The organism is Cobetia sp. PDI-12MA, assembly GCF_059507695.1.
In genome coordinates, this window is sequence record NZ_CM183351.1 from 3,290,593 (window position 1) to 3,311,332 (window position 20,740).

Annotated in this window: 16 protein-coding genes; 2 read left to right on the plus strand and 14 right to left on the minus strand. The window is 64.3% G+C overall.

Features of this window, described 5'->3' with window-relative positions; genetic code table 11:
• Nucleotides 1-119: 119 nt before the first annotated feature.
• The 4 genes from AC5WNI_RS14030 to AC5WNI_RS14045 form a co-directional block, all read right to left on the minus strand.
• Nucleotides 120-737: a nucleotidyltransferase family protein gene (locus AC5WNI_RS14030; RefSeq protein WP_175089224.1), complete on the minus strand. Its 618-nt coding sequence runs from the start codon at nucleotides 735-737 to the stop codon at nucleotides 120-122.
• A 32-nt stretch (nucleotides 738-769) separates the two neighbouring features.
• Entirely contained in the window at nucleotides 770-1,795 is a 1,026-nt protein-coding gene (locus tag AC5WNI_RS14035; RefSeq protein WP_175089223.1) for an XdhC family protein, read from the minus strand.
• A gap of 103 nt (nucleotides 1,796-1,898) precedes the next feature.
• Nucleotides 1,899-4,283: a xanthine dehydrogenase family protein molybdopterin-binding subunit gene (locus tag AC5WNI_RS14040; RefSeq protein WP_175089222.1), complete on the minus strand. Its 2,385-nt coding sequence runs from the start codon at nucleotides 4,281-4,283 to the stop codon at nucleotides 1,899-1,901.
• On the minus strand, nucleotides 4,270-4,863 hold the full coding sequence (locus AC5WNI_RS14045) for a (2Fe-2S)-binding protein (RefSeq protein WP_438940918.1): 594 nt from the start codon (nucleotides 4,861-4,863) through the stop codon (nucleotides 4,270-4,272). Before AC5WNI_RS14045 ends, AC5WNI_RS14040 begins: the two co-directional genes overlap by 14 nt.
• Before the next feature lie 585 nt (nucleotides 4,864-5,448).
• On the opposite strand from AC5WNI_RS14045, the gene AC5WNI_RS14050 reads away from it, so the two are divergent.
• On the plus strand, nucleotides 5,449-6,639 hold the full coding sequence (locus tag AC5WNI_RS14050) for an MFS transporter (RefSeq protein ID WP_175089220.1): 1,191 nt from the start codon (nucleotides 5,449-5,451) through the stop codon (nucleotides 6,637-6,639).
• Between the two features lie 116 nt (nucleotides 6,640-6,755).
• Here AC5WNI_RS14050 and astB read toward each other — a convergent pair whose 3' ends face one another.
• The 7 genes from astB to fabV form a co-directional block, all read right to left on the minus strand.
• On the minus strand, nucleotides 6,756-8,102 hold the full coding sequence (gene astB, locus AC5WNI_RS14055) for an N-succinylarginine dihydrolase (RefSeq protein ID WP_175089219.1): 1,347 nt from the start codon (nucleotides 8,100-8,102) through the stop codon (nucleotides 6,756-6,758).
• A 100-nt stretch (nucleotides 8,103-8,202) separates the two neighbouring features.
• Nucleotides 8,203-9,702, minus strand: a complete 1,500-nt coding sequence (gene astD / locus AC5WNI_RS14060) for a succinylglutamate-semialdehyde dehydrogenase (RefSeq protein ID WP_175089218.1) — start codon at nucleotides 9,700-9,702, stop codon at nucleotides 8,203-8,205.
• Nucleotides 9,703-9,853: 151 nt separating this feature from the next.
• A complete protein-coding gene (astA, locus tag AC5WNI_RS14065) occupies nucleotides 9,854-10,885 on the minus strand; it encodes an arginine N-succinyltransferase (protein ID WP_175089217.1) in 1,032 nt (343 codons plus the stop codon).
• Entirely contained in the window at nucleotides 10,885-11,946 is a 1,062-nt protein-coding gene (locus tag AC5WNI_RS14070) for an arginine N-succinyltransferase (RefSeq protein WP_043334469.1), read from the minus strand. Before AC5WNI_RS14070 ends, astA begins: the two co-directional genes overlap by 1 nt.
• A 23-nt stretch (nucleotides 11,947-11,969) precedes the next feature.
• Nucleotides 11,970-13,190, minus strand: coding sequence for an aspartate aminotransferase family protein (locus AC5WNI_RS14075; protein WP_175089216.1), 1,221 nt, complete (start codon nucleotides 13,188-13,190; stop codon nucleotides 11,970-11,972).
• A 156-nt stretch (nucleotides 13,191-13,346) separates the two neighbouring features.
• On the minus strand, nucleotides 13,347-14,348 hold the full coding sequence (locus tag AC5WNI_RS14080) for a GlxA family transcriptional regulator (RefSeq protein ID WP_175089215.1): 1,002 nt from the start codon (nucleotides 14,346-14,348) through the stop codon (nucleotides 13,347-13,349).
• Between the two features lie 227 nt (nucleotides 14,349-14,575).
• Nucleotides 14,576-15,778 carry an enoyl-ACP reductase FabV gene (gene fabV / locus AC5WNI_RS14085; RefSeq protein WP_175089214.1) on the minus strand — a complete coding sequence of 401 codons (1,203 nt, stop codon included), beginning with the start codon at nucleotides 15,776-15,778 and terminating at the stop codon, nucleotides 14,576-14,578.
• 350 nt (nucleotides 15,779-16,128) lie between these two features.
• On the opposite strand from fabV, the gene AC5WNI_RS14090 reads away from it, so the two are divergent.
• Nucleotides 16,129-16,542 (plus strand): DUF7079 family protein, encoded by a 414-nt coding sequence (locus AC5WNI_RS14090; RefSeq protein ID WP_107336043.1) that lies wholly within the window; start codon nucleotides 16,129-16,131, stop codon nucleotides 16,540-16,542.
• Nucleotides 16,543-16,705: 163 nt separating this feature from the next.
• On the opposite strand, the gene AC5WNI_RS14095 is transcribed toward AC5WNI_RS14090, so the two are convergent.
• From AC5WNI_RS14095 to AC5WNI_RS14105, 3 genes are all read right to left on the minus strand, one after another.
• Complete coding sequence (locus tag AC5WNI_RS14095; protein ID WP_175089213.1) at nucleotides 16,706-17,374, minus strand: transglutaminase-like cysteine peptidase; 669 nt, start codon at nucleotides 17,372-17,374, stop codon at nucleotides 16,706-16,708.
• A 22-nt stretch (nucleotides 17,375-17,396) separates the two neighbouring features.
• Nucleotides 17,397-19,346 (minus strand): bifunctional diguanylate cyclase/phosphodiesterase, encoded by a 1,950-nt coding sequence (locus AC5WNI_RS14100; RefSeq protein ID WP_175089212.1) that lies wholly within the window; start codon nucleotides 19,344-19,346, stop codon nucleotides 17,397-17,399.
• A 66-nt stretch (nucleotides 19,347-19,412) separates the two neighbouring features.
• Entirely contained in the window at nucleotides 19,413-20,720 is a 1,308-nt protein-coding gene (locus AC5WNI_RS14105; protein WP_175089211.1) for a TolC family outer membrane protein, read from the minus strand.
• Nucleotides 20,721-20,740 lie beyond the last annotated feature (20 nt).

Below are 20,740 nucleotides of genomic sequence, written 5' to 3' on the forward strand. Positions count from 1 at the left end.
GCCCCGTCACTTGATGGTGACGGGGCCTTTTGCTGTCTGGAGGGGCCTGTATCCAGCGCACATGACTTCTTTCAGTTTCAGCCTCTGAGTCTCATTCCCTCTGTCTCAGACCCTCTGTCTCAGTCTCTGAGCTTCAGCATCGCTGGCGTGTCGATGTCGTGATGGATACCGGCATCACCGACTGCCACCTCACGCAGCGCCTCGCGATGTCGCGCGATCACCTCACGCGCGCCCTCGCCGCCCTCAAGTGTCGCAAGCTCTGCCCACAGCGTCCGCCCGAACAGCACCGGATGCCCGGGCCTGCTGTCCTCGCCTTCAAGCCTCGGTCGCACGATATGCACGCCATCTGCCTGGGCCTCGGCCTGAAGGACATGAAAGGTCCGCGCCGTGATCTGCGCCATGTCCGCCAGCCACACTGCTGCCACCTGCACATGCGCCAATGCCGCTTCACCACGGAGCTGACGGAAGGCATCGCCAAGACTCCCACCGAGGCCGTTGCCCGCCTGCGGCGCACGCCAGATTCGCCCGGCATGCTCACGCGCGAACACCTCTCCCAGCAATGCGGCGGGATCATCGTCTTCACGCAGCAGCAGACGCCAGTCCACCTCACAGCACATGACCCGCGACAGCGTCGCCATCAGCAGTGTCTGGCCATTTCCCAGACGCGCCTGACGCTTGTCACTGCCGAAGCGGCGACTCTGCCCTGCGGCCATGACCAGGATGATCGACTCATTCATGGGCGGCCTCCCTGACTGTCTCCTGAGCGGCTTCACAGGCTCTCGCGAGCGCGGCCACGGCGGATACGCACGATATCGGCCATCACCGCCAGCGCGATCTCGGCCGGCGTCTTGCTGCCCAGATTCAGCCCGATCGGCATCACGATGCGCGCAATCTCCTCGTCACTGAGACCACCGCTGCGTGCCAGCCGCTCGGCGCGCGCCGTTGAGGTACGCAGCGAACCCATCACCCCGATATAGAACGCGGGCTGGCGTACCGCCTCGATCATCGCCAGATCATCGATACGCGGGTCGTGGGTCAGCGCGACCACGGCGGTGGCGGCATGACAGCCGCCGGCGGCGATGAAGCGTGACGGCAACTCACGGCGCAGGCTGACGCCCTCGAGCGGCGCCTTGCGAGCATCCCAGTCGGCCAGCACTTCCTCGCGTGGCTCACAGATGATCACCTCGAAGCCGAGGCTGACGGCGAAAGCTGCGCAGGCTTCCGCTACCGGCGATAGGCCCGCCAGCAGCAGACGCGCCACCGGCCCGACCCGCAGCTGATAGCCGTAGGCCTCACCCATGTGGCCCTTGAGAGGCTCGACCCGCTCCCCCAGCCCGCTGTCGCACTCAAGCCTACGCGCGCCATCCCCCTCCAGCATCACCTGTCGCAGACGCGGCGTCTGGCCCTCGAGTGCCGCGCGCAGGGCCTCGAGGTGCGCGATGTCCGCGTCACAGGCGGTGAAGCGCTCGACCAGTACGTCCAGGATACCGCCGCAGGGCAAGGCGATCCCTGCGCCCTGATGGCCGCCCTCGCCATAGCGGATCACCTGGGCGGGCGCGGTGAATTCCCCGTCAGCCAGGCGCGCCAGAAAGTCCTCCTCGACACAGCCGCCGGACAGGGAACCACGATGTTGCCCATCAGCGCGCGCCACCAGCCAGGTGCCCGGCTCACGCGGCGAGGAGCCGAAGGTGGCCAGCACCGTGCACAGCCAGATCGGACGCGCAGATGGCTCGCCATCTGCGGGTGCCAGCCAGTCGATCGCCTGATGGATCACTTCAAGATCAAGGTGTTGCATCAACAATCTCTCATATCAGAAGCCTGCGCACGCTCTGAAGACACGAAACCCGCCACCCGGGCATGCCGGAATGGCGGGTATCAGAGGCATTAACTGGAGAAGGTCAGGCCTCGCTGAGCGCGGCCTTGAGCGCCGCCGGACGCATCGGCAGGTCACGCAGACGCACGCCGACCGCATGCTGAATGGCGTTGGCGATCGCCGGTGCGACCACCGTGGTGCCCGGCTCGCCGAGGCCGACCGGCATCTCGGTGCTGTCGACGAATTCGAGATCCATCTGCGGCACCTGATGCATGCGCAACGGCTGGTAGGCACCCAGATTCTGCGCCACCGGACCGCCCTCGCGGTATTCGGTGCCTTCGTGCAGCGCCATCGAGACGCCCCACAGGAGCGAGCCTTCCAGCTGCGCCATGGCGCCATCCGGATGCGCCAGCGTACCGGCATCCACCACGCTGGTCAGCTTCTCGAGCTTGACCTCGCCGGTGGCGCGATCGACCTTGACCTGCGCCACACAGGCCACCCAGGTCGGCATGCTACGTTCCTGACCGAAGCTCAATGCCACGCCCATGCCGGTGTCTGCCGGCAGGCTGTCGCGCTCGCTCCAGCCGGACTTCTCCATCACTCGCTTGAGCACGCTGCGCAGACGCTCGGCACCACCGGTGCTGACCGGCGCCTTGCCGGCATTGCGGCCTTCGGCGTCCAGCAGCGCGAGACGGAATTCGGCCGGGTCCTGGCTGGCGGCCAGTGCCAGCTCATCGATATGCTGTTCGACCGCCCACAGCGTCCAGCCAGGTGCGACGGAGCGCAGGTAACCGGGCACGAAGGCCTCGTGGGCGACCTTGTTCTGCTGCGCCCAGACACGCTGGGTGCCGACGTTGTACCAGTGATCCGCGCCGCTGATGGAGAAGGAATCCAGCTTGCCGCCACCTTCGATGGCTTCTGCCATGAAGGCCGGCATCAGGGCTGCCGTCGGCCAACCGGCGGCGGCGGCGTGCTCGGAGGCCACCACGCGCCCCTCGGCATCGAGGCCGGAGCGCAGACGCTGCACCGAGGGCGAACGCACGCAATCGAAGCGGCTGTCATCGGGGCGCGTGAAGATCATCTTCACTGGACGCCCCACGGCCTTGGCCGCCAGCGCCGCCGGCACGGCGTAGTCACCATGCAGACGACGCCCGAAACCACCGCCCAGATACAGCTGGTGATGGGTGACCTTGCCTTCCTCGAGCTCCAGCGCCTTGGTGACCAGCGAGGTCAGCAGGGACTGCTGCTGATTGCCGCAGTGGATGTGCCAGTGGCCATCCTCTTCGTAGGCCAGCGCATTGGCCGGCTCCAGCGTGAAGTGCAGCACGCTTGAGGTGGTGAAGGTGGATTCCACCGTGGTGGCGGCATTCTCGAGCAGCGGCGCAGGGTCGCCCTGATCCACCAGCAACGAGCCATTGTCACGGCTCGGCGAGCTGACCAGACGCTGGCCCTCGGCCTGGATCGCCATCTCGTCGACCTGATAGCTGTCGCCCTTGCTCCACTCGACCTTGAGCAGATCAGTGGCACGCATCGCCGCCGAGAAATTGTCGGCGATGACCGCAAGCCAGCCCTGGCAGATGCCGGACGGGTCCTTGAGCTCGATGGTCTGGCGATAGCCGATGACCTTGCGGGCCTCGCTGTCATCGACGGCGGTGACCTTGCAGCCGAAGCGGCTCGGCGGCATCACCGGACGCGCATGCAATGTCTTGCCGACACGCGCCTCGATCTCTGCCGGCAGGGTGTAATCGATGCCGTAGACGGCCTGACCGTTGGTCTTGGGCGGCACGTCCAGCGCGTTGCCTCTGGTGCCCAGCACGCGACGCTCGGAGGCCGGCTTGAGCTCGATGGCCGCAAGCTCCTCCTCGGAGAAGCTGCGCTCCAGCCCCGCCGCGACGATCTCGCCATAGCCCAGCGACTGATCGCCACTGATGACGCGCCCCTTGCGCGCCTTGCAGCTCTCGACCGCCACGCCCATCTGCTGAGCACCCGCCTCGATCAGCGCGATACGTCCCGCCGCACCGGCCTGTGACAGCGGCTGGTAACTCTGGTGAACCGACCAGCTGCCGCCGGTGATCATGTAGCCCCACTTGGGAGCGCTGTCGACGTAATCGACCTTGACGCTGTCCCAGTCGGCCTCAAGCTCCTCGACCACCAGACGCGCGAGGCTGGTGGCGACGTGCTGGCCCATCTCGGACTTGGTGATATGCACGGTGACGGTGCCATCAGTGGCGATGGCGTACCACATGGTCGGCTCGAAGGCGCCGGCGGACAGCGTCTCGCTGGCCGAACCCTTGCCGTCTGACCCGGCGGCCAGCGCCGCGCCGGACACGCCGAAGGCCAGCATGGTGGAACCCGCCACACTGCCGATCAGGAAGCCACGCCGCGTGATGCCGCCGCGGCTCGAGGAAGTCTTGTGCGCGGCAGCAAGCTCGCGCTGATGCGCGGCCAGCTTGTCATCAAACCTTGCCATGAGACGTCTCCTCGACAGCAGAATGGGACGCGGGGCCAGCCATGGCACGCGGGTCGAAGGTGCCGACGCCGGCAGTCGCGGCCGTGGCGTCGGTCTGCTGACCGCTCACCTGACTGGTGGCACGCTCATTGGCGATGGTGGCGGCACGCTTCACCGCACGATGGATACGCACGTAGGCCATGCAGCGACACAGGTTGCCGGCCATGGCGGCGGTGACCTGCTCATCGGTGGGGTCGGGCGTGTTCTTGAGGAAGTCGGCGGCCTGCATGATCTGGCCGGACTGGCAGTAACCGCACTGCGGTACCTGCTCCTCGACCCAGGCCTGCTGCAGCGGGTGATCATCGTTCTCGGCTAGCCCCTCGATGGTGACGATGTCACCACCTTCGGCGGCCAGCACCGGCAGGACACAGGTACGCGCCGCTGTGCCGTTCAGGTGCACGGTACAGGCGCCGCACTGGGCGATGCCGCAACCGAACTTGGTGCCTGTCAGACCCAGGTGCTCTCGCAGCACCCATAACAGCGGGGTTTGCGGATCGACCTCGAGACTGACGGCCTTGCCGTTCAGAGTGAAGTTGGCCAAGGGGCTTCTCCTCAGGAGCATGAAGCAGGGGGCAGGGTTCGGACAACGCGTGCAGGGAGTCGTGGCCAGCCAAGGCGTCAGCTGACTGACGTGGCGTTGGTTCGGCGTCAGGGACCGACCCCGGGCCTTGAGGCCTGGCACGATTCGAATCGGTGAATTCTACAGGTCACGATCAGGCATTATGGTGCCAAGAAGGAAACAGTGTGATGTCACTGAGCTCATCCTGACCATGCAGATACTGTCTTGCATGCCACACAGTATAGCGTTTCACGCCTTGTCATCGGCAGATGTTTGCATGACATCGGTCCGCCCAGGGACAGGGACGGTAGCGGTCGAGGACGATGGCAACGCCCCAGCACGAGGGCTCCCGCGAAAGCATATGACTGGCTGGTATGGATGAGAGTGTCGCAGACGCGTCTGACAGCGGCGTTTCCGGCATCTGTACTTTTATGAGAATAAAGTGAAATGTAGCGAGAGTCCTAATGTAGCGAGAGTCCTCATGCAGGACGTTCCGCCCATGGCCAGCACCGGGGGCAGGAACAGCAAGAACAACGACAATAACGATTGCCAGCATGAGGATCTGACATGCAACTGAACTGGAAGGCAACGATCGCGTTGGCAGCGCTGATACTCGCCATCAACACCGGGGCGCGCCAGGCGATGGGCTTCATGCTGCCACCGATGGCCAGCGAACTCACCTGGGGCATGGGAAGTCTGTCATTCGCGCTTGCCATCCAGAATCTGGTCTTCGGCCTGGCCGCGCCCATCGCCAGCAAGCTGTCGGATCGCTTCGGCACCCTCAGCGTCTTTCTGGTCGGCAGTCTGTGTTACGCGGTCGGCATGGGCGTCACCGCCCTCTGGCCGACCCCGACGGTGTGGATGCTGGGCGCGGGCGTACTGGCCGGCATCGGCATCGGGGCGACCACCTTCCCGCTGGTGCTGGCTGCCGTCACTCGCGTGGTCCCCCTCCAGCATCGTGGCATCGGGCTGGGCATCGCCTCGGCCGGCGGCTCCTTCGGGCAGCTGATCTACTCGGTCGCGACTCCGATGCTGGTGCTGATCGACTGGAAGATCGCCATGCTGGCGCTTGGCGCCAGCTGTCTGCTGCTGATTCCCATGGCCCTGCCGTTGCTGCGTCGCCCGTCGGCCGGCAGTGAGACACAGGCGGAGGATGTCCCGAGCCAGGGCCCGCTTCTGCAGGACCGGCGCTTTCTGGCGCTGGCCGGCGGCTTCTTCGTCTGCGGCGTGCATGTCGCCTTCATCGCCACCCATCTGCCCAATTTCGTGGTCGCCTGCGGGCTGCCCTTGAACGTGGCCGGCAATACGCTGGCGATCATCGGCGCGCTCAATATCGCCGGCACCATCCTGTTCGGGGCCTGGGGCGGCCGCCGCCACCCGCCGCAGCTTCTGATACTGATCTACGTGTGTCGCGCTGCGCTGGTGATGGCGATGGTGGTCATTCCCCCCAGCAGCGCCCTACTGTATGTCTTCGGTGCGATCATGGGTGTGCTGTGGCTATCGACGGTGCCGCTGACCAGCCAGGCCGTCGCGCTCTACTTCGGCCAGAAACGTCAGGCCTTCGTGTTCGGCATGGTGCTGGCCGCCCACCAGGTCGGTGCCTTCCTGGGAGCCTGGGGCGGTGGTGTGGTCTATCAGCTGACCGGCAGCTACGACCTGTTGTGGATCGCCAGCGCTATCTTCGGCCTGCTGGCCGCGCTCGTGCACTGGCCGGTGCGCCGCGAGCCCAAGCGCAGGGTGCAGCCACAGCTGGCTTGAGTGGCGCCACGGCTTCCACTTATCAAGCCTCAGACCTCTGATCACACCTTCACAACGACACAGCCCCACCGGCGAGACCGATGGGGCTGTGTCGTTCATGGCGTCAGCGGGGGCGATCAGCGCTGGAAGGCGTAGACATTGCCGACCTTCAACAGCCGCGTCAGCTCATCCAGTGCCACCAAGGTTTCCTCGGCCAGCTGCGGATCGGCAAGGTCTGCCGGCGTCAGGCTGTCACGGTAGTGACGCTTGACCCAGGCACCCAGCTCGGCATGCAGCGTATCGCTCATCATCACGCGCCCGGACAGCGCGGCGCGCTCGGCGTCGCTGAGTACCACGCGCAGACGCAGACAGGCTGGGCCACCGCCATTGCGCATGCTCTGCTTCACGTCCTTGACCAGCACTTCGCCGATCGGGTTCGGGCCGGCCAGAATCGCATTCTGCAGCGCGTTCCACACCGCCTCGTTCTCCTGACACTCGCCCGGCACCACCAGCGTCATGCTGCCATCGTCGTTGGAGAGCAGCTGCGAATTGAACAGATAGGACGACACGGCATCCTCGAGACTGACGGCTTCCAACGGCACGCGGATCGGGATCAGCGGCGTGGACAGCTTGGCGCGAAGCTCGTCGAGCACCGCCTCCTCATTGCGGAAGGCCAGCTCGTGATAGAACAGCACCGGGCCATTGCCCACCGCGATGACGTCGTTGTGGAAGACACCGGCATCGATGGCCTCCGGATGCTGCTGGGCGAACACCACCTGGTCTTCGCTCAGACCATGATGACGCGCGACGGCCTGACTGGCTTCCAGCGTCTGACGCGCCGGATAGCGACGCGGTTCGACGCCATCACCGCCGAAAGCCTGGCGGCCGTAGACGTAGAGATGCACGCCAGGTCCGCCGTGGCCATCGCACAGCCGCGTATGGTTGGCGGCGCCCTCATCGGAGAAGGCCGGCGTCGCGGGCAGCGCGGGGTGATGCGCGAAGTGGCCATCGTCGGCGAAGATGGCACCCAGGATGCGCCCGGTGGTCGCGGGTTCCAGGTAGCGGTGGAAGCTGGACTGCAGGTTGGCCGGCGTGAAGTGCACACGGCCATCACCACTGTCGCGTGACGGCGTGACGGTGGCGGCGTTGGCGGTCCACATGCTGGAGGCAGAACACACCGCGCGCAGAAGCTGCGGGGCCTGCTCGCTGGCCGCCTTCAACACCTGGGCGTTGCTGCCGGTGAAGCCGAGGTCACGCAGTGCCCCAAGGTCCGGGCGCTGCTGCGGCAGCAGAATCCCCTGTGCATACCCCAGGTCCGCCAGCGACTTCATCTTGTCGAGGCCCTGCAGCGCGGCTTCGCGCGGGTTGGAGGCCAGCCCGCCGTGGCGCATCGAGGCCACGTTGCCATGCGCCAGACCGGCGTAGTTGTGGGTCGGGCCGACCAGGCCATCGAAATTGATCTCTTGATACGAAGTATCGGACATGAAGGTCTCCTGCCACGACGCCTTGCCAGCTCAGCAAACAGGCACGGCGGGCGTCGTGGTCAACAATGGGTAAGCGGCAGCGGTGCCCGAATGGACGGCCTTACAGACGGATACCGGCCGGCAGGTTCGCGGGCAGCGCCAGCTCCTCGGCTTCCATCGAGGCGACCGGATAGCTGACATAGTCGGCGGCGTAATAGGCACTGGGGCGATGGTTGCCGCTGTCGCCGATGCCACCGAAGGGCGCATCGCCGGAGGCGCCGGTGGTCTGGCGGTTCCAGTTGACGATGCCGGCGCGAATGCGCAGCAGGAAGTCGTCCCAGTCAGCGCGATCGCCACCGATCAGCCCGGCCGAGAGGCCGTAGCGGGTGTCATTGGCCAGCGCGATGGCGTCGTCCCAATCGGCGTAGCGGTGGATCTTGAGCAGCGGACCGAAGAACTCCTCGTCCTCGAGCGCAAGGCCAGTGACATCGATCAGCGCCGGGCTGAGCAGACTGGTGCCCTCTTCCACCTGCTGCATGCGCACGATGACGTTGCCGCCCAGCACTTCGAGATCGTCCTGCGCCTTGAGCAGACCCTCGGCCGCGGCGACGCTTGCCAGGCCGCCATAGAAGGGGGCGTCCTGCGCGAACTGCCCCGCCACCCGCAGCTCACGCAGCGCCGTGGCCAGTGTCTCGATCAGACGATCACCGACCTCGCCCTGCGGCACGATCAGGCGCCGCGCACAGGTACAGCGCTGACCGCCCGAGGCGAAGGCCGACTGGATGATCGCCAGTACCGCAGCGGCTTCATCCTGCACATCGCGCACCACCAGCGGGTTGTTGCCGCCAAGCTCCAGCGCCAGCAGCTTGCCGACCTGACCGGCGAACTGGCGGTGCAGCAGCTTGCCGACCTTGGCACTGCCGGTGAACAGCAGTCCATCGATGCCCTCGGACTGGGACAGGGCCTGGCCGACTTCCGCTGCGCCCTGCACCAGATTGATCACGCCGGCGGGCAGGCCCGCGGCCTCCCAGCACTGCAGGGTGAGATCGGCGGTAGCCGGGGTCAGCTCGGAGGGCTTGAACACGCAGGCATTGCCCGCCAGCAGCGCCGGTACCATGTGGCCGTTGGGCAGATGCCCCGGGAAGTTGTAGGGGCCGAAGACGGCCATCACGCCGTGCGGACGGTGGCGCAGGACTGCCTGGGTGCCCGCGACATCCTTGGCACGCTCGCCGGTACGCTCATGATAGGCCTTCACCGAGATCGCGATCTTGCCGATCATCGCGCCGACCTCGGTGCGTGCTTCCCACAGCGGCTTGCCGGTTTCGCTGGCGATGCTGACCGCCAGCGCTTCGCGGTGCAGCTCCAGCTGATCGCGGAAGCGCTCCACCACCGCCAGACGCGCCTCGAAGCCCAGACGTGCCCAGGCCGGGAAGGCCTGACGCGCTGCCGCGACGGCCTGCTCGACCTGCGCGGCAGTGGCAGCGGCGCCCTGCCACAGACGTGCGTGGGAGACGGGGTCGGTCTTGGTGAAGAATGCGGCCTCGCCCGCTTGCCACGCGCCGTCGATGAAGAGCTGTTGACGCACGTTGAGTGTGGCGGGAGTCGAATTCGTAGTGGTCATGGCATGCCTCATCGAAAGGGCGCGCCGCGCGAGCGACGCTGAACAAGGAGTAACGGGACAGTTGGCGATCTGCCCCGCTGATGGCAAAAGGACGCAAGGCGGTATACGCCTGCGAGTTGGCGCGAAGAAGCGGATGCCCGTGGCGGACGCTTCAGCCGGCCAGCACGCGCAGCGTGTCGCCGCCGGTGACGCCGAGGCGTTCGGCCTCATCACGGTACAGACGCACATGGCAAGCGCCGGAGTCGTCCCGGGTGACGTCATGGCTGATCCAGCTGGCACGGAAGTCGGCCATGCCGGTGGTGGCGGCCATCACAGAGGGACGCTCGCAGGCCGGGGCATCAGATGCGATCACCTCGACACTTGCCAGCTGGCTGTCACGCACGGCGCGCACATCATCGATATAGGCCTCGACCGTCGGGCCGCCATCGAAGATGTCGACGTAGCCTTCCCAGCGCAGCCCTTCCTTCTTGAGCATCGCCACCGCCGGCCGGGTGTGCTCATGCACCTGCCCGATGGCAGCCCGCGCGGGCTCGGAGAGAAACGGCGTATAGATCGGGAACTTGGGCATCAGCTCGCCGATGAAGCTCTTCTGGCCCATGCCGGTGAGGCGGTCGGCCTCATTGAAGTCCATCGGGAAGAAGTGGCTGCCCAGACATTCCCAGAACGGGCTACGCCCTTCAGGTGTGAAGACACCGCGCATCTCGGCCAGTACCTTGTCGGGGAAGGCCGCGCGGAACTGTGCCATGAACAGCCAGCGCACCTTGGAGAGCAGCGCGCCGTTGCGGTCCTTGCGCCAGCCCTCACGCAGGAACAGCGAGCAGACCTCGGCATCACCGGTGTGGTCGGAACACAGCGTCAGCGTATCCAGGGTGCGATGCAGATCGAGCTGCACCGAGGAATGCGCCAGCGAACCGAGGCGATAGTGATAGAACGGCGCATCGGTGCCCACGCAGGCCTCGATGGCACAGCAGCCCGCGATGCTGCCGTCGCGATCATCCTCGAGCACGAAGAAGTAAAGGCGATCATCGCCGGGTTCGCGGCCCTCGAAGGCAGCCAGGGTGCGCTCTATCTTGGCGCTGAGAAACTCATGATTGTCCGGCAGCGAGGTGAAGCCGACACCGGTTTCCCGCGCCAGTACCTTGAGGCCTTCGATATCGTGTCGAGCGATAGGACGAATGCGCATTACAACTCTCCCTCATCCATCGTCGGCAATGGCATCGGCACGGCGAGCACCGCACGCCCCTCTTCCACGCCCAGTACCTCGGCCTGCTGCGGCGTCAGCATCAGCTGGCCGGTCGGCGTCAGGGCATAACGCGCCAGCACGCAGCGGAAATCGCCGAGTCGCTGGTTGGCTACCATCGCCGGCACTGCATCCGGCAGGCTTTCCTGCGGACGGATACGCACCGGATGCCAACCGCACTGCTTGAAGGTGTGCAGACGCTCGCACTCCGCCAGCAGCAAGGGGCCGGCATCGAAGATGTCGACATGACGCGAGCGCGAGAAACCCTCGGCGAGCATCTCCTGCATGGCGTACTCATGGCGCGGATTCTCACGCCCGATGGCGGCGCGCGCCTGGGGCGTGAGCAGCGGCAGATAGAGCGGGAACGGCGGCATGACCTCGGCGATGAAGCTCTTGGAGCGCACCCCGGCCATCTGATTGATTTCATTGAAATCACGATCAAAGAAGTGCTGGCCGACGCTGTCCCAGAACGGGCTGACCTGGCGCTCGTCGCGCGTTTCCAGATAGCCCGGGAAGGCCACCGCCAGTTCGGTGGCGAAGCGTTCCGGGTACTGGGCGATGAACATCAGGCGTGCGCGGCGCAACAGGCTGTCCGCATCCGTCTCGCGGTAGCGGGCATCCAGCGACAGCGCGCACAGCAGCGTGGCGTCCGACACCTCATGCGACAGCGACAGCGTCTGCACTTCGTGGCGCACGTTGAGCTGCTGCGAGGCGTGGATCAGCGTTTCCTGACGATAGGTGTAGTAGGCCTCCCGCGCGCCAGCCTCGGCGCGCAGTGAGGCGGTACCGACCACTTCACCGGTATCGAGATCTTCCAGCACGAAGCAGTAGATCTCGTCGCCCGGGAAGTCGATCTCGGCACGAAGGCTCCGCTGGGAGCGCAGAATGCGCTCCTCGAGGCGATCACGATGTGCCGGTAGATTGGTCAGGCGAGGCGTGGCCGTGGCCGCGAGCCGCTCGAGAGCGAGCAGATCGCGGCTTTCGGCAGGCCGCACCACCAGCATCGGGGCACTGCTCATGGCGCTGCTCATGCAGATGCAGAGGCGGCGACGAAGTTCGCCACGGCGCGGTCGAGCTTGTCGAGACCGCTCTGGATCTCCTCTTCGCTGATCACCAGCGACGGTGCCAGACGCAGCACGTCAGGACCGGCGATCAGCACCATCAGACCTTCTTCCATCGCCAGGTTGAGAATGTCCTTGGCACGCCCTGCGTAGTCCGGCGCCATCTGGGCACCGATCAACAGACCCATGCCACGTACTTCCTTGAAGACACCGTGACGCTTGGCGATGCCTTCCAGACCGTTGCGCAGCAACTCGTGGCGGTGGGCGACGCCCTCGAGCACTTCCGGCGTGTCGATGGTCTCGAGCGCCGCCAGACCCACGGCACATGCCAGCGGGTTGCCGCCGTAGGTGGAGCCGTGAGTGCCGATGGCCATGGCCGGTGCGATGCGATCGGTGGTCAGCATGGCGCCCAGCGGGAAGCCGCCGCCGATGCCCTTGGCGGTGGTCAGGATGTCCGGCACCACACCGAAGTGCTGGTAGGCGTACAGGTGGCCGGTACGGCCGGCACCGCTCTGGACTTCATCGAAGATCAGCAGCGCATCGTGCTGGTCGCATAGTTCACGCAGTCCTTCCAGAAAGGCCTGCTCGCCCGGGATGATGCCGCCCTCGCCCTGCAGCGGCTCGACGATGATCGCGCAGGTGTCATCGCCCATCAGCTCGCGCACGGAGTCGAGATTGTTGAATTCGGCGTGCTGGATACCGCCCGGAATCGGTCCGAAGCCCTGGGAATACTTGGGCTGACCACCGACGCTGACGGTGAAGAAGGTGCGGCCATGGAAGGACTGACGGAAGGAGATGATCTTGTCCTTCTTCTCGCCATGGGTGTCGTGGGCGAAACGACGCGCCAGCTTGAGGGCGGCCTCGTTGGCCTCACCACCGGAGGAGCAGAAGTAGACCTTGTCGGCGAAGGTGCGCTCGGTCAGCGCCTTGGCCAGCGCCAGTGCCGGCTCGTTGGTGTAGACATTGGACAGGTGCCAGACCTTGTCGGCCTGGTCCTTGAGCGCCTTGACCAGCGCCGGGTGGCAGTGACCCAGCGAGGTGACGGCGATGCCACCGGCGAAGTCGATGTACTCGCGACCTTCCTGATCCCACAGACGGCTACCCTCGCCGCGTACCGGAATGGCAGCCTGGGGTGCGTAGTTGGGCACCATGGCATGGTCGAAATCGGCACGGGTCAGCTGGGTCATCGTCTCTTCCTCATCGCGGGGTCTTGGCATGGCCGACCGATGATCGGCAAGCCACGGGTCATGACACTCGAGTATAGGGAGGCGAGATGACAAAGACTTTCAGCGAAAGGACGACGACTTATGTCAGGAGGCGACTTTTGTCATCCAGGTAAGGTGTCAGGCCTGCAGCATGAGACGTTCGTCGCGGGGGCTGCGCCCGAAATGGTTGCGAAACGCCGTGGAGAAGTGAGCGGCGCTGGAAAAGCCGGTGGCCAGCGCGATCTCGCCGATCGGCTGATCGCTCTCGCGCAACAGCTGGCGCGAACGCGCCAGGCGCAGATCCAGATAGTAACGGCTGGGCACCGCCTGCAGATGCTTCTTGAACAGCCGCTCGAGCTGACGCCGCGAGATACCGAGGTGCTCGCCGATCTCGTGGGTAGAGAGCGGCTCCTCGATATTGGCCTCCATCAGCGTCACGGCCTCCACCAGTGGCTGCGGCGCATGGGCGAAACGGTTCTTGAGCGGCACGTGCTGTGGCTCGTCCGCCAGCCGGATGCGCTCGCAGACGAAGTGCTCGGAAACCTTCTCGGCCAGCGCGCGACCATGCTGCTGGGCGATCAGCGTCATCATCATGTCCATCGCCGCGGTACCACCGCCGCAGGTGACACGATCGCGGTCCAGCTCATAAAGCTGATGGGAGACGTTGACCTGCGGGAAGTCGCGACGGAAGGATTCGGCGCGCTGCCAATGAATCGTCGCACGATAGCCATCGAGCAGCCCGGCACGAGCCAGCTCGCGGGTGCCGGTGGAGATGCCGCCCAGCATCACGCCACGTTCGGCCAGACGCTTGAGCCAGGCCAGCAGCGCGGGATTCGAGGCCACCTCCTGCGGGCCCGCCTCCCCCGCCGGCTGAGCGCCGCACACGAACAGGGCGTCCAGATGGCGCGAATCACTGGCGACCAGACTGTCCGGCGAGAGGCTCAAGCCCGCCGCGGACGCCACGCCACGCCCGTCAAGCGCGAAGGTGACGGCCCGATAGAGTGTCTGCCCCGCGAGCTGATTGGCCACTTGCAGGGGCTCCAGCGCACAGGCCTGGGACAACAACGAGAAGCCGGGCAGCAGCACGAAGCCTATCTGGCGTTGCTGGGCCTGGGGAGAAACCAGTGAATCCACGGGCATGAGTATGGCGCTGAATCCGTCGGGTAGAAGGTGAGTCAAACGAGCGGTGGATGTCGGTGGATATCAAAGTCATGCCACCAGACTGCCATCAGAGTGCCGCCATATTGTGCCATGCCTGCTACGCCAATGCCTGACCAGCGCCCCAGAGACAGCACCACAAAGGCTGTGCAAACGACAACGCCACCCCGAAGGATGGCGTTGTCGTGCATCAGAGCTTTTATCCGTGCTTACATCTGCACGACATCGAACTCGACATCGGTGGCAACATCGGCATCGTAGTCGACGTCGTCACGGGTGAAGCCGAACAGCTTCAGGAATTCCTGCTTGTAGCTGGCGTAGTCGGTGATGTCGAACAGGTTGTCGCTGGTGACCTGCGGCCACAGTTCCTGACAGGCCTGCTGGACGTCGTCTTTCAGCTCCCAGTCATCAAGACGAAGACGGCCGGACTCGTCGGTGGCGATCTCGTCTTCGCCATAGAAGCGCTCGGCGTAGAAGCGGTTGAGCTGCTCGATGGTGCCTTCGTGCAGGCCCTTCTCCTTCATGATCTTGTAGACCATGGAGATGTAGAGCGGCATGACCGGGATCGCGGCGCTGGCCTGGGTGACCACGGACTTGAGCACGGCCACGTGGGCACGACCGCCCTTGGCGGACAGCTTCTCGTGGATGCTGCCGGCGGCGCGATCCAGATCTTCCTTGGCGCGCCCCAGCGCACCGTGCCAGTAGATCGGCCAGGTGATCTCGGTGCCGATGTAGCTGAAGGCGACGGAGCGGGCGCCCTCCGCCAGCACGCCAGCCTCATCCAGCGCCTGCATCCACAGCTCCCAATCCTGACCACCCATCACGGTGACGGTATCTTCGATTTCCTGCTCGGTGGCCGGCTCGACCTCCGCTTCGATGATGGTGTCCTTGTTGGTGTCGATGGCGGTCGCGCGGTAGGTCTCGCCGATCGGCTTGAGCACGGAGCGCTTCACTTCACCGCTGTCCGGCAGCTTGCGCACCGGAGAGGCCAGCGAGTAGACGACGAGGTCGACTTCGCCCATGTTGGCCTTGATCAGCTCGATGGCCTTGGCGCGTGTCTCATGCGAGAAGGCATCGCCATTGATGGCCTGGCTGTAGAGGCCTTCCTGCTTGGCGAACTTGTCGAAGGCGGCAGAGTTGTACCAGCCTGCGGTGCCGGCCTTCTTCTCGGTGCCCGGCTTCTCGAAGAACACGCCCAGAGTATCGGCGCCATAACCGAAGGCTGCCGTGATGCGTGCCGCGAGGCCATAGCCGCTGGAAGAACCGATCACCAGCACCTTCTTCGGACCACCGTCACGCTTGTCACCGACTGTCTTGCGGGTGATGGCGATCTGCTCGGCGACATTCTGCTCGCAGCCCTTGGGATGTGTGGTGGTGCAGATGAAGCCACGAACCTTGGGTTTGATGATCACGTAAAGAACCTCGTTTGCTGTTGGCCCGGCGTGTACCCGCCGATGCGATACTCGCTTCACGCTGACAGCAGGCAATGGCCGTCCCTGGATGGTGAAGCGTATCGTGAAATAGGGCGTTCGAATCCCGTAAAGCAGGCTCAGTGCCAGCTCATGGGCGCTATTCTAGCGGCTGTCGGCGACGCTGTCCGCCCTGCCGTCATGATCCGCCATCTGCCTGCATATCACTGGAGCCGGCCGCGGCGGCTGCCGTATCATGTAGGCCTTTTCACGTACTGCCATTCCACTGCCGTCCTGCATTCGCCGCTGGTTGCCAGCCGCACTGTCCGACAGGCTCTGCCCAGGATGTTTTCATGAACGATCAGAACGCTCACCTCGCCCCCGATGTGGCCGCCCTGCTCGAGCGCCGACAGGACATCTGGCTGGCGCTGTCTCCACTGTGGCTGGAACGCGAACCGCGTGAAGCCGAGTATCAGCACATGGCAGAAGTCGTCGAAGCCCAGGGGCTGAGCTTCCAGGAACTGGAAAAGCTCTATCGGCTTGAGATGGCCCCGGTACTGGTGCGAGAACAGGTCAGCATGACACCCAATTTCAAGGGCTTCGATGACAGCCAGCTGTTGTCGCGCCTGCTGCAGCATACGCATCGTCTGACGCGTGGCCGGCGCATGTTCTGGCTGCTGTTTTCGGGGCTGGCCACGATGCCGAGTCGCCATCGCTACGGGAATCTGCTCGAGATCCTGCACCTGCGCGGCAACACGCCCCGCTAGCGCGCCCCGCAATCTGCACGGGGAAGCCTGACGAGGGCTCTGGCCTGCAACGCCTGAATGGCAAGACACCCCGCGACCGGAAGGTCACGGGGTGTCCTGTAGTGCTCAACTAGTGCCTGGTGGAGCTCAACCGCCATTCCTCGAGGGGCTGACGACGCCAGGCTCATGGCCGTTTGTGGCGCGGCACTCTCAGCACCCCTTGTGCGCGGCGCTTCTGCCAATCAGACAGACTTGAAAGGCCGCGGCTGTCGCTGATGCGCTTGCCCCCTTCCAGACGTTTGCTCATCCACAGCGCACTGCCATTGAAACTGTAGATAGGCAGCAGGTCCGTACGCTCACTGGCCGGCAGGATGGAACTGTTCAGGTTGTCCAGTACATCAGGATTGCGCGTATTGACGCCCTGATAGGTCACGACCATGTGGAACTGGTTGAGGCTGAGCGCCTTGACGTAGTGCAGACGCAGGCGGTCTTCCGGTACGCCAAGCTCGCGTAGAGTCAGGTACTTGGCCATGGCGAAGTCGTCGCAATCACCGGCCCCTGCCCCCAGAAACTCCTGCGGCGTCGCCCAGTAATCGGTCGCTCCCCAGACGCTGAGATCATCGGTGAAGTCGAGACGATTGAAGAAATCGTTCACTTCGCTCAACTGACGCCTGACCGGCGCGCCCTCCAGACGCTGCAACAGTTGCTGCCATTGCTGCACACGATTCCAGCCACCTGTCCCGTAGATCTGGATGAACTGGCGGGAGTCCACCGCCTGTGCCAGACCCGCACCGAGCGACAACGCCAACAGCACCCCGACCGCAAGACCCTCCCACCAGCGGCGATGATTCATGTCGAGGCACCCTGAATGTCACTTAGCGAGGCATATCTTCTGCTGGATTGGCGAGCCTTGCCATGACATCGACTGCCGGTGACACGAAGCCCTGATAGCCATCTGCGCCCAGCGACATCGCCCGCACCTGATCCGCCTCGGATTCGACGCGGGTCACGATGACCTGCGACTCGACCTGATGCGCCGTCATGCACAGACTCTGCAGCAGCTCGGTGTCGACGTCTTCGCGCTTGAAGAACGCCTGGTCGATCTTGACGTAATCAGGCCGCAGCGCCGACAGATAGCTGAGCTCCTTCAGCTCTCGGGCGAAGCGGTCGATGCCGCCCCGCGCACCCAGTTGACGAGCATGTCGGAACAGCATCTTGATACGCTCCTGATGTCTGAGGGCGATGCTTTCGGATACCTCGATATCCAGACGCTTGCACAGACGCGGATGCGCCGCCAACCAGTTGAGCAGGCCAATATAACTGGCTTCATCGTCGAAGGTTTCTTCGGTCAGGTTGAGCGCCAGTCTTGGCACATCAATCCTGTCGATATAGGACGCCAGCCACTCCAGAGCGCGCAGATCGAACTGCGCCCCCATGCGGAAATGGCGAATCACGGGCAGGAAGTCACCCGCACGATGCAGTTCATCGCCATCGCGCAGACGGGCAAACAGCTCGCGGTGCAGCTCGCCGCCATCATTGAGCAACACTGGCTGAGCGACGAAATCGAGCCCCTTGGGGGCGTCCAGAGCCTTTTCGATGATCTCGCGCCATTCGCCTCGCGGACGTGCACGGCCGCCCGCAGGGGCCAGCTCCACGCCAGACCCTTGCTCGATAGCCTGGCGAAGCGTGGCATCTGCAACGGCAAACATCTGGGTACGCTGCATGCCCGGCTCACGCCGAACGGCGCCAATGGCACAGTTCTCCGGCGGAATATCCACCAGCGGATTGGCATCCAGCAGGTGGTCGATATCCTCCGCCAATAGCGTGAGAAATTCCTGAAGCCGAGTCTCATCGGTTTCCGGCAGCAACAGACCGAAATCACTATTGGCCAGGCGCGCGGCGATGATCGCCTCACCCGCCAGTTCACGATCTTCCAGTTTGCGCGCAATGGCTTTCACCAGAGCATCACGCCCCTTGTAGCCCTGCTCGCGATACACCACCTCGATATGCGACACACGCAGCAGCGCGAAGCTGCCACCCATCGGCTCGCTCAGCCACTCATCGACCGCTCGGTTCAAATAGCCCCGGTTGCCAAGCCCCGATACCGAGTCTTCTTCCGCCTGGCGCTGCAGACGCGCCAGCTGCGCGGCCTGAGCCTCGAACTGGGTCTGAAGGCGCTGTCCCAGACGATTGACCGCCGAGGTAATGCCCTTGAGCTCCGCCACGCTGGTCTCCTCCAGCGGCGCGTCGAAGCGCTGCGTCTCCATCTCATTGAGGCGAGACGAAAGGCGCTCCAGCGGGCGCAGCAGACGGCGCATGACCAACGAGGCAACCAGCAGCGTGATCAGGCCGCCCAGCAGCAGCCAGAGCGCCAGACGCTTGGCCAGCTGCCAGAGCTGATCGTAGCCCTGGGCAGATTCACCGGTCAGGCTGATCGTGCCCAACGACGCCCAACCACCGGGCAGCTCTCGGCTCGCCGATTCCACCGGCATGGGAATCAGGTCACGAAACCACTCCGGTGCCAGACTCTCGCGCACGACATTGAAAGCGATGGGCGTCGCGATGGCCACGCTCTCCAGCCTTGCATCGCGCACATGACCACCATCCACCGTGGCACGGATCAGGGCTTCGGCACTGGCGGCATCGCCAAGCTCTACATGTGGCACCAGCGCGAGACTCAAGCTCTGGGCGAGATTCGAGAGTTCGACGCGTTGTCGTTCGGCCAGTGCATCACGGGTGTTGTTGACCTGGATGAAGAAGATACCGAGGGAGAACCCCAACAATACCAGCAACATCAAGGTAAACAGGCGGCGCGAAAGACTCATCTGATTTCCTCATCAACCATCAGCATGGCAGCAGCGCTTCCAGAGTTCGGGAGCGCCGTGGGTGGCTTAACCCTGTTGTTGGACGGGGACGGCAACACTCATGGAATCCAGCAGAGCGCCGGTCGCCGACAGCAGGCGATAGTTGGCGGTTTCCAGATCAAAACGGGCGCGAATCAGGTTCTGTTGAGAGGTGAACAGCTCACTCTCGCTATCCAGAAGGTCCAGCAATGTGCGACGCCCGATATCGAATTGCTTGCGATAACTCTCGCGAGTATCAGTCGCGGCACGCACATAACTTTCCAGGTAATCGATCTGGCGCTTGAGGTTCTCGCGGGCATTCCATGCCAGACGAATCTCGTCACGTACATCGCGCATCACGCGATCATTGTCGTGCTCGACCGCTTCCAGCGCTGCCTGACGACCGCGGATCTCGGATTGATCGCGGCCACCACGATACAGGTTGTAGCGCATGACCAGTTCGACGCTCCAGTCGTCTGACTTGCTCTTGTCCTGGTCATAATCATTGTCCAGCGTGCGATTGCCCTCGAGACTGAACTCGGGGTAGTTATCCCCCTTCTCGGCATTCACTTCATGGCGCGCAGCATCAATGGAGACCCGTGCCGCCGCCAACAGCGGGTTGCGCTGATTGGCCTGCACGTAGGCGCTCTCGACATCCTCGCTGAGCAGGCTGGTGTCGATACCCGGCATGCTGAGGTCCGACGGCATCTCACCCACCAGACGCAGATAGGCAGAGCGGGAATCCTCGAGATTGTTGATCGATGACAGCACGCTGGCTTCGGCATTGGCCAGACGACCATCCACCTGACGCACGTCACTGCGCGCACCAAGGCCGGACTCCGCACGCCGCCCGATATCATTCGAGATGCGGCGGTGAGCCTCGAGATTGGCTTGTGCGTACTTGAGAATCAGCTCATCACGCATGACCTGCAGATAAGCGCCGGCCGTATCCAGCGCGATGTCATTGGCCTCGGCCGCGACCTGCAGGCGCTGGTAATCCGCCTCTGTCTCGGCCTGGCGAATGCGCTCGATTGTCGTGTTGCCGTCCCAGAGCAGCTGACGGATGGTCAGATCAAGACGTGTGTAATCGTGCCAGTCGTCATCATCATTGACACCGTCATCTTCCGAGTCGAACTTGCCATAACCCAGACGACCGGTCAGATCCACCGTCGGGCGATACGCCCCACGCTGGGTTTCCGCTTCTTCGAGTCGCTGTATGTGGCGTGATACCTGAATGCGCGTGCGCGGGTTTTCCATTACCGCTCGGGATACGGCCTCTTCAAGAGTCGCAGCCGAAGCCTGAACGCCAAACCCCATCCCTGCGGCGATGCTCAGCGCCAAGAGTGTCTTTTTCATTATGAGTTACCCTCGAATCC

What these genes read in the sequence shown, in the direction of transcription:
- AC5WNI_RS14090 (WP_107336043.1), top strand. Translation starts at nt 16,129, where the DNA reads ATGAACGATCAGAACGCTCACCTCGCCCCCGATGTGGCCGCCCTGCTC.
- AC5WNI_RS14095 (WP_175089213.1), bottom strand. Translation starts at nt 17,374, where the DNA reads ATGAATCATCGCCGCTGGTGGGAGGGTCTTGCGGTCGGGGTGCTGTTG.
- AC5WNI_RS14070 (WP_043334469.1), bottom strand. Translation starts at nt 11,946, where the DNA reads ATGCTGGTGGTGCGGCCTGCCGAAAGCCGCGATCTGCTCGCTCTCGAG.
- astD (WP_175089218.1), bottom strand. Translation starts at nt 9,702, where the DNA reads ATGACCACTACGAATTCGACTCCCGCCACACTCAACGTGCGTCAACAG.
- AC5WNI_RS14075 (WP_175089216.1), bottom strand. Translation starts at nt 13,190, where the DNA reads ATGACCCAGCTGACCCGTGCCGATTTCGACCATGCCATGGTGCCCAAC.
- AC5WNI_RS14040 (WP_175089222.1), bottom strand. Translation starts at nt 4,283, where the DNA reads ATGGCAAGGTTTGATGACAAGCTGGCCGCGCATCAGCGCGAGCTTGCT.
- AC5WNI_RS14105 (WP_175089211.1), bottom strand. Translation starts at nt 20,720, where the DNA reads ATGAAAAAGACACTCTTGGCGCTGAGCATCGCCGCAGGGATGGGGTTT.
- AC5WNI_RS14035 (WP_175089223.1), bottom strand. Translation starts at nt 1,795, where the DNA reads ATGCAACACCTTGATCTTGAAGTGATCCATCAGGCGATCGACTGGCTG.
- astB (WP_175089219.1), bottom strand. Translation starts at nt 8,102, where the DNA reads ATGTCCGATACTTCGTATCAAGAGATCAATTTCGATGGCCTGGTCGGC.
- AC5WNI_RS14050 (WP_175089220.1), top strand. Translation starts at nt 5,449, where the DNA reads ATGCAACTGAACTGGAAGGCAACGATCGCGTTGGCAGCGCTGATACTC.
- AC5WNI_RS14080 (WP_175089215.1), bottom strand. Translation starts at nt 14,348, where the DNA reads ATGCCCGTGGATTCACTGGTTTCTCCCCAGGCCCAGCAACGCCAGATA.
- astA (WP_175089217.1), bottom strand. Translation starts at nt 10,885, where the DNA reads ATGCGCATTCGTCCTATCGCTCGACACGATATCGAAGGCCTCAAGGTA.
- AC5WNI_RS14100 (WP_175089212.1), bottom strand. Translation starts at nt 19,346, where the DNA reads ATGAGTCTTTCGCGCCGCCTGTTTACCTTGATGTTGCTGGTATTGTTG.
- AC5WNI_RS14030 (WP_175089224.1), bottom strand. Translation starts at nt 737, where the DNA reads ATGAATGAGTCGATCATCCTGGTCATGGCCGCAGGGCAGAGTCGCCGC.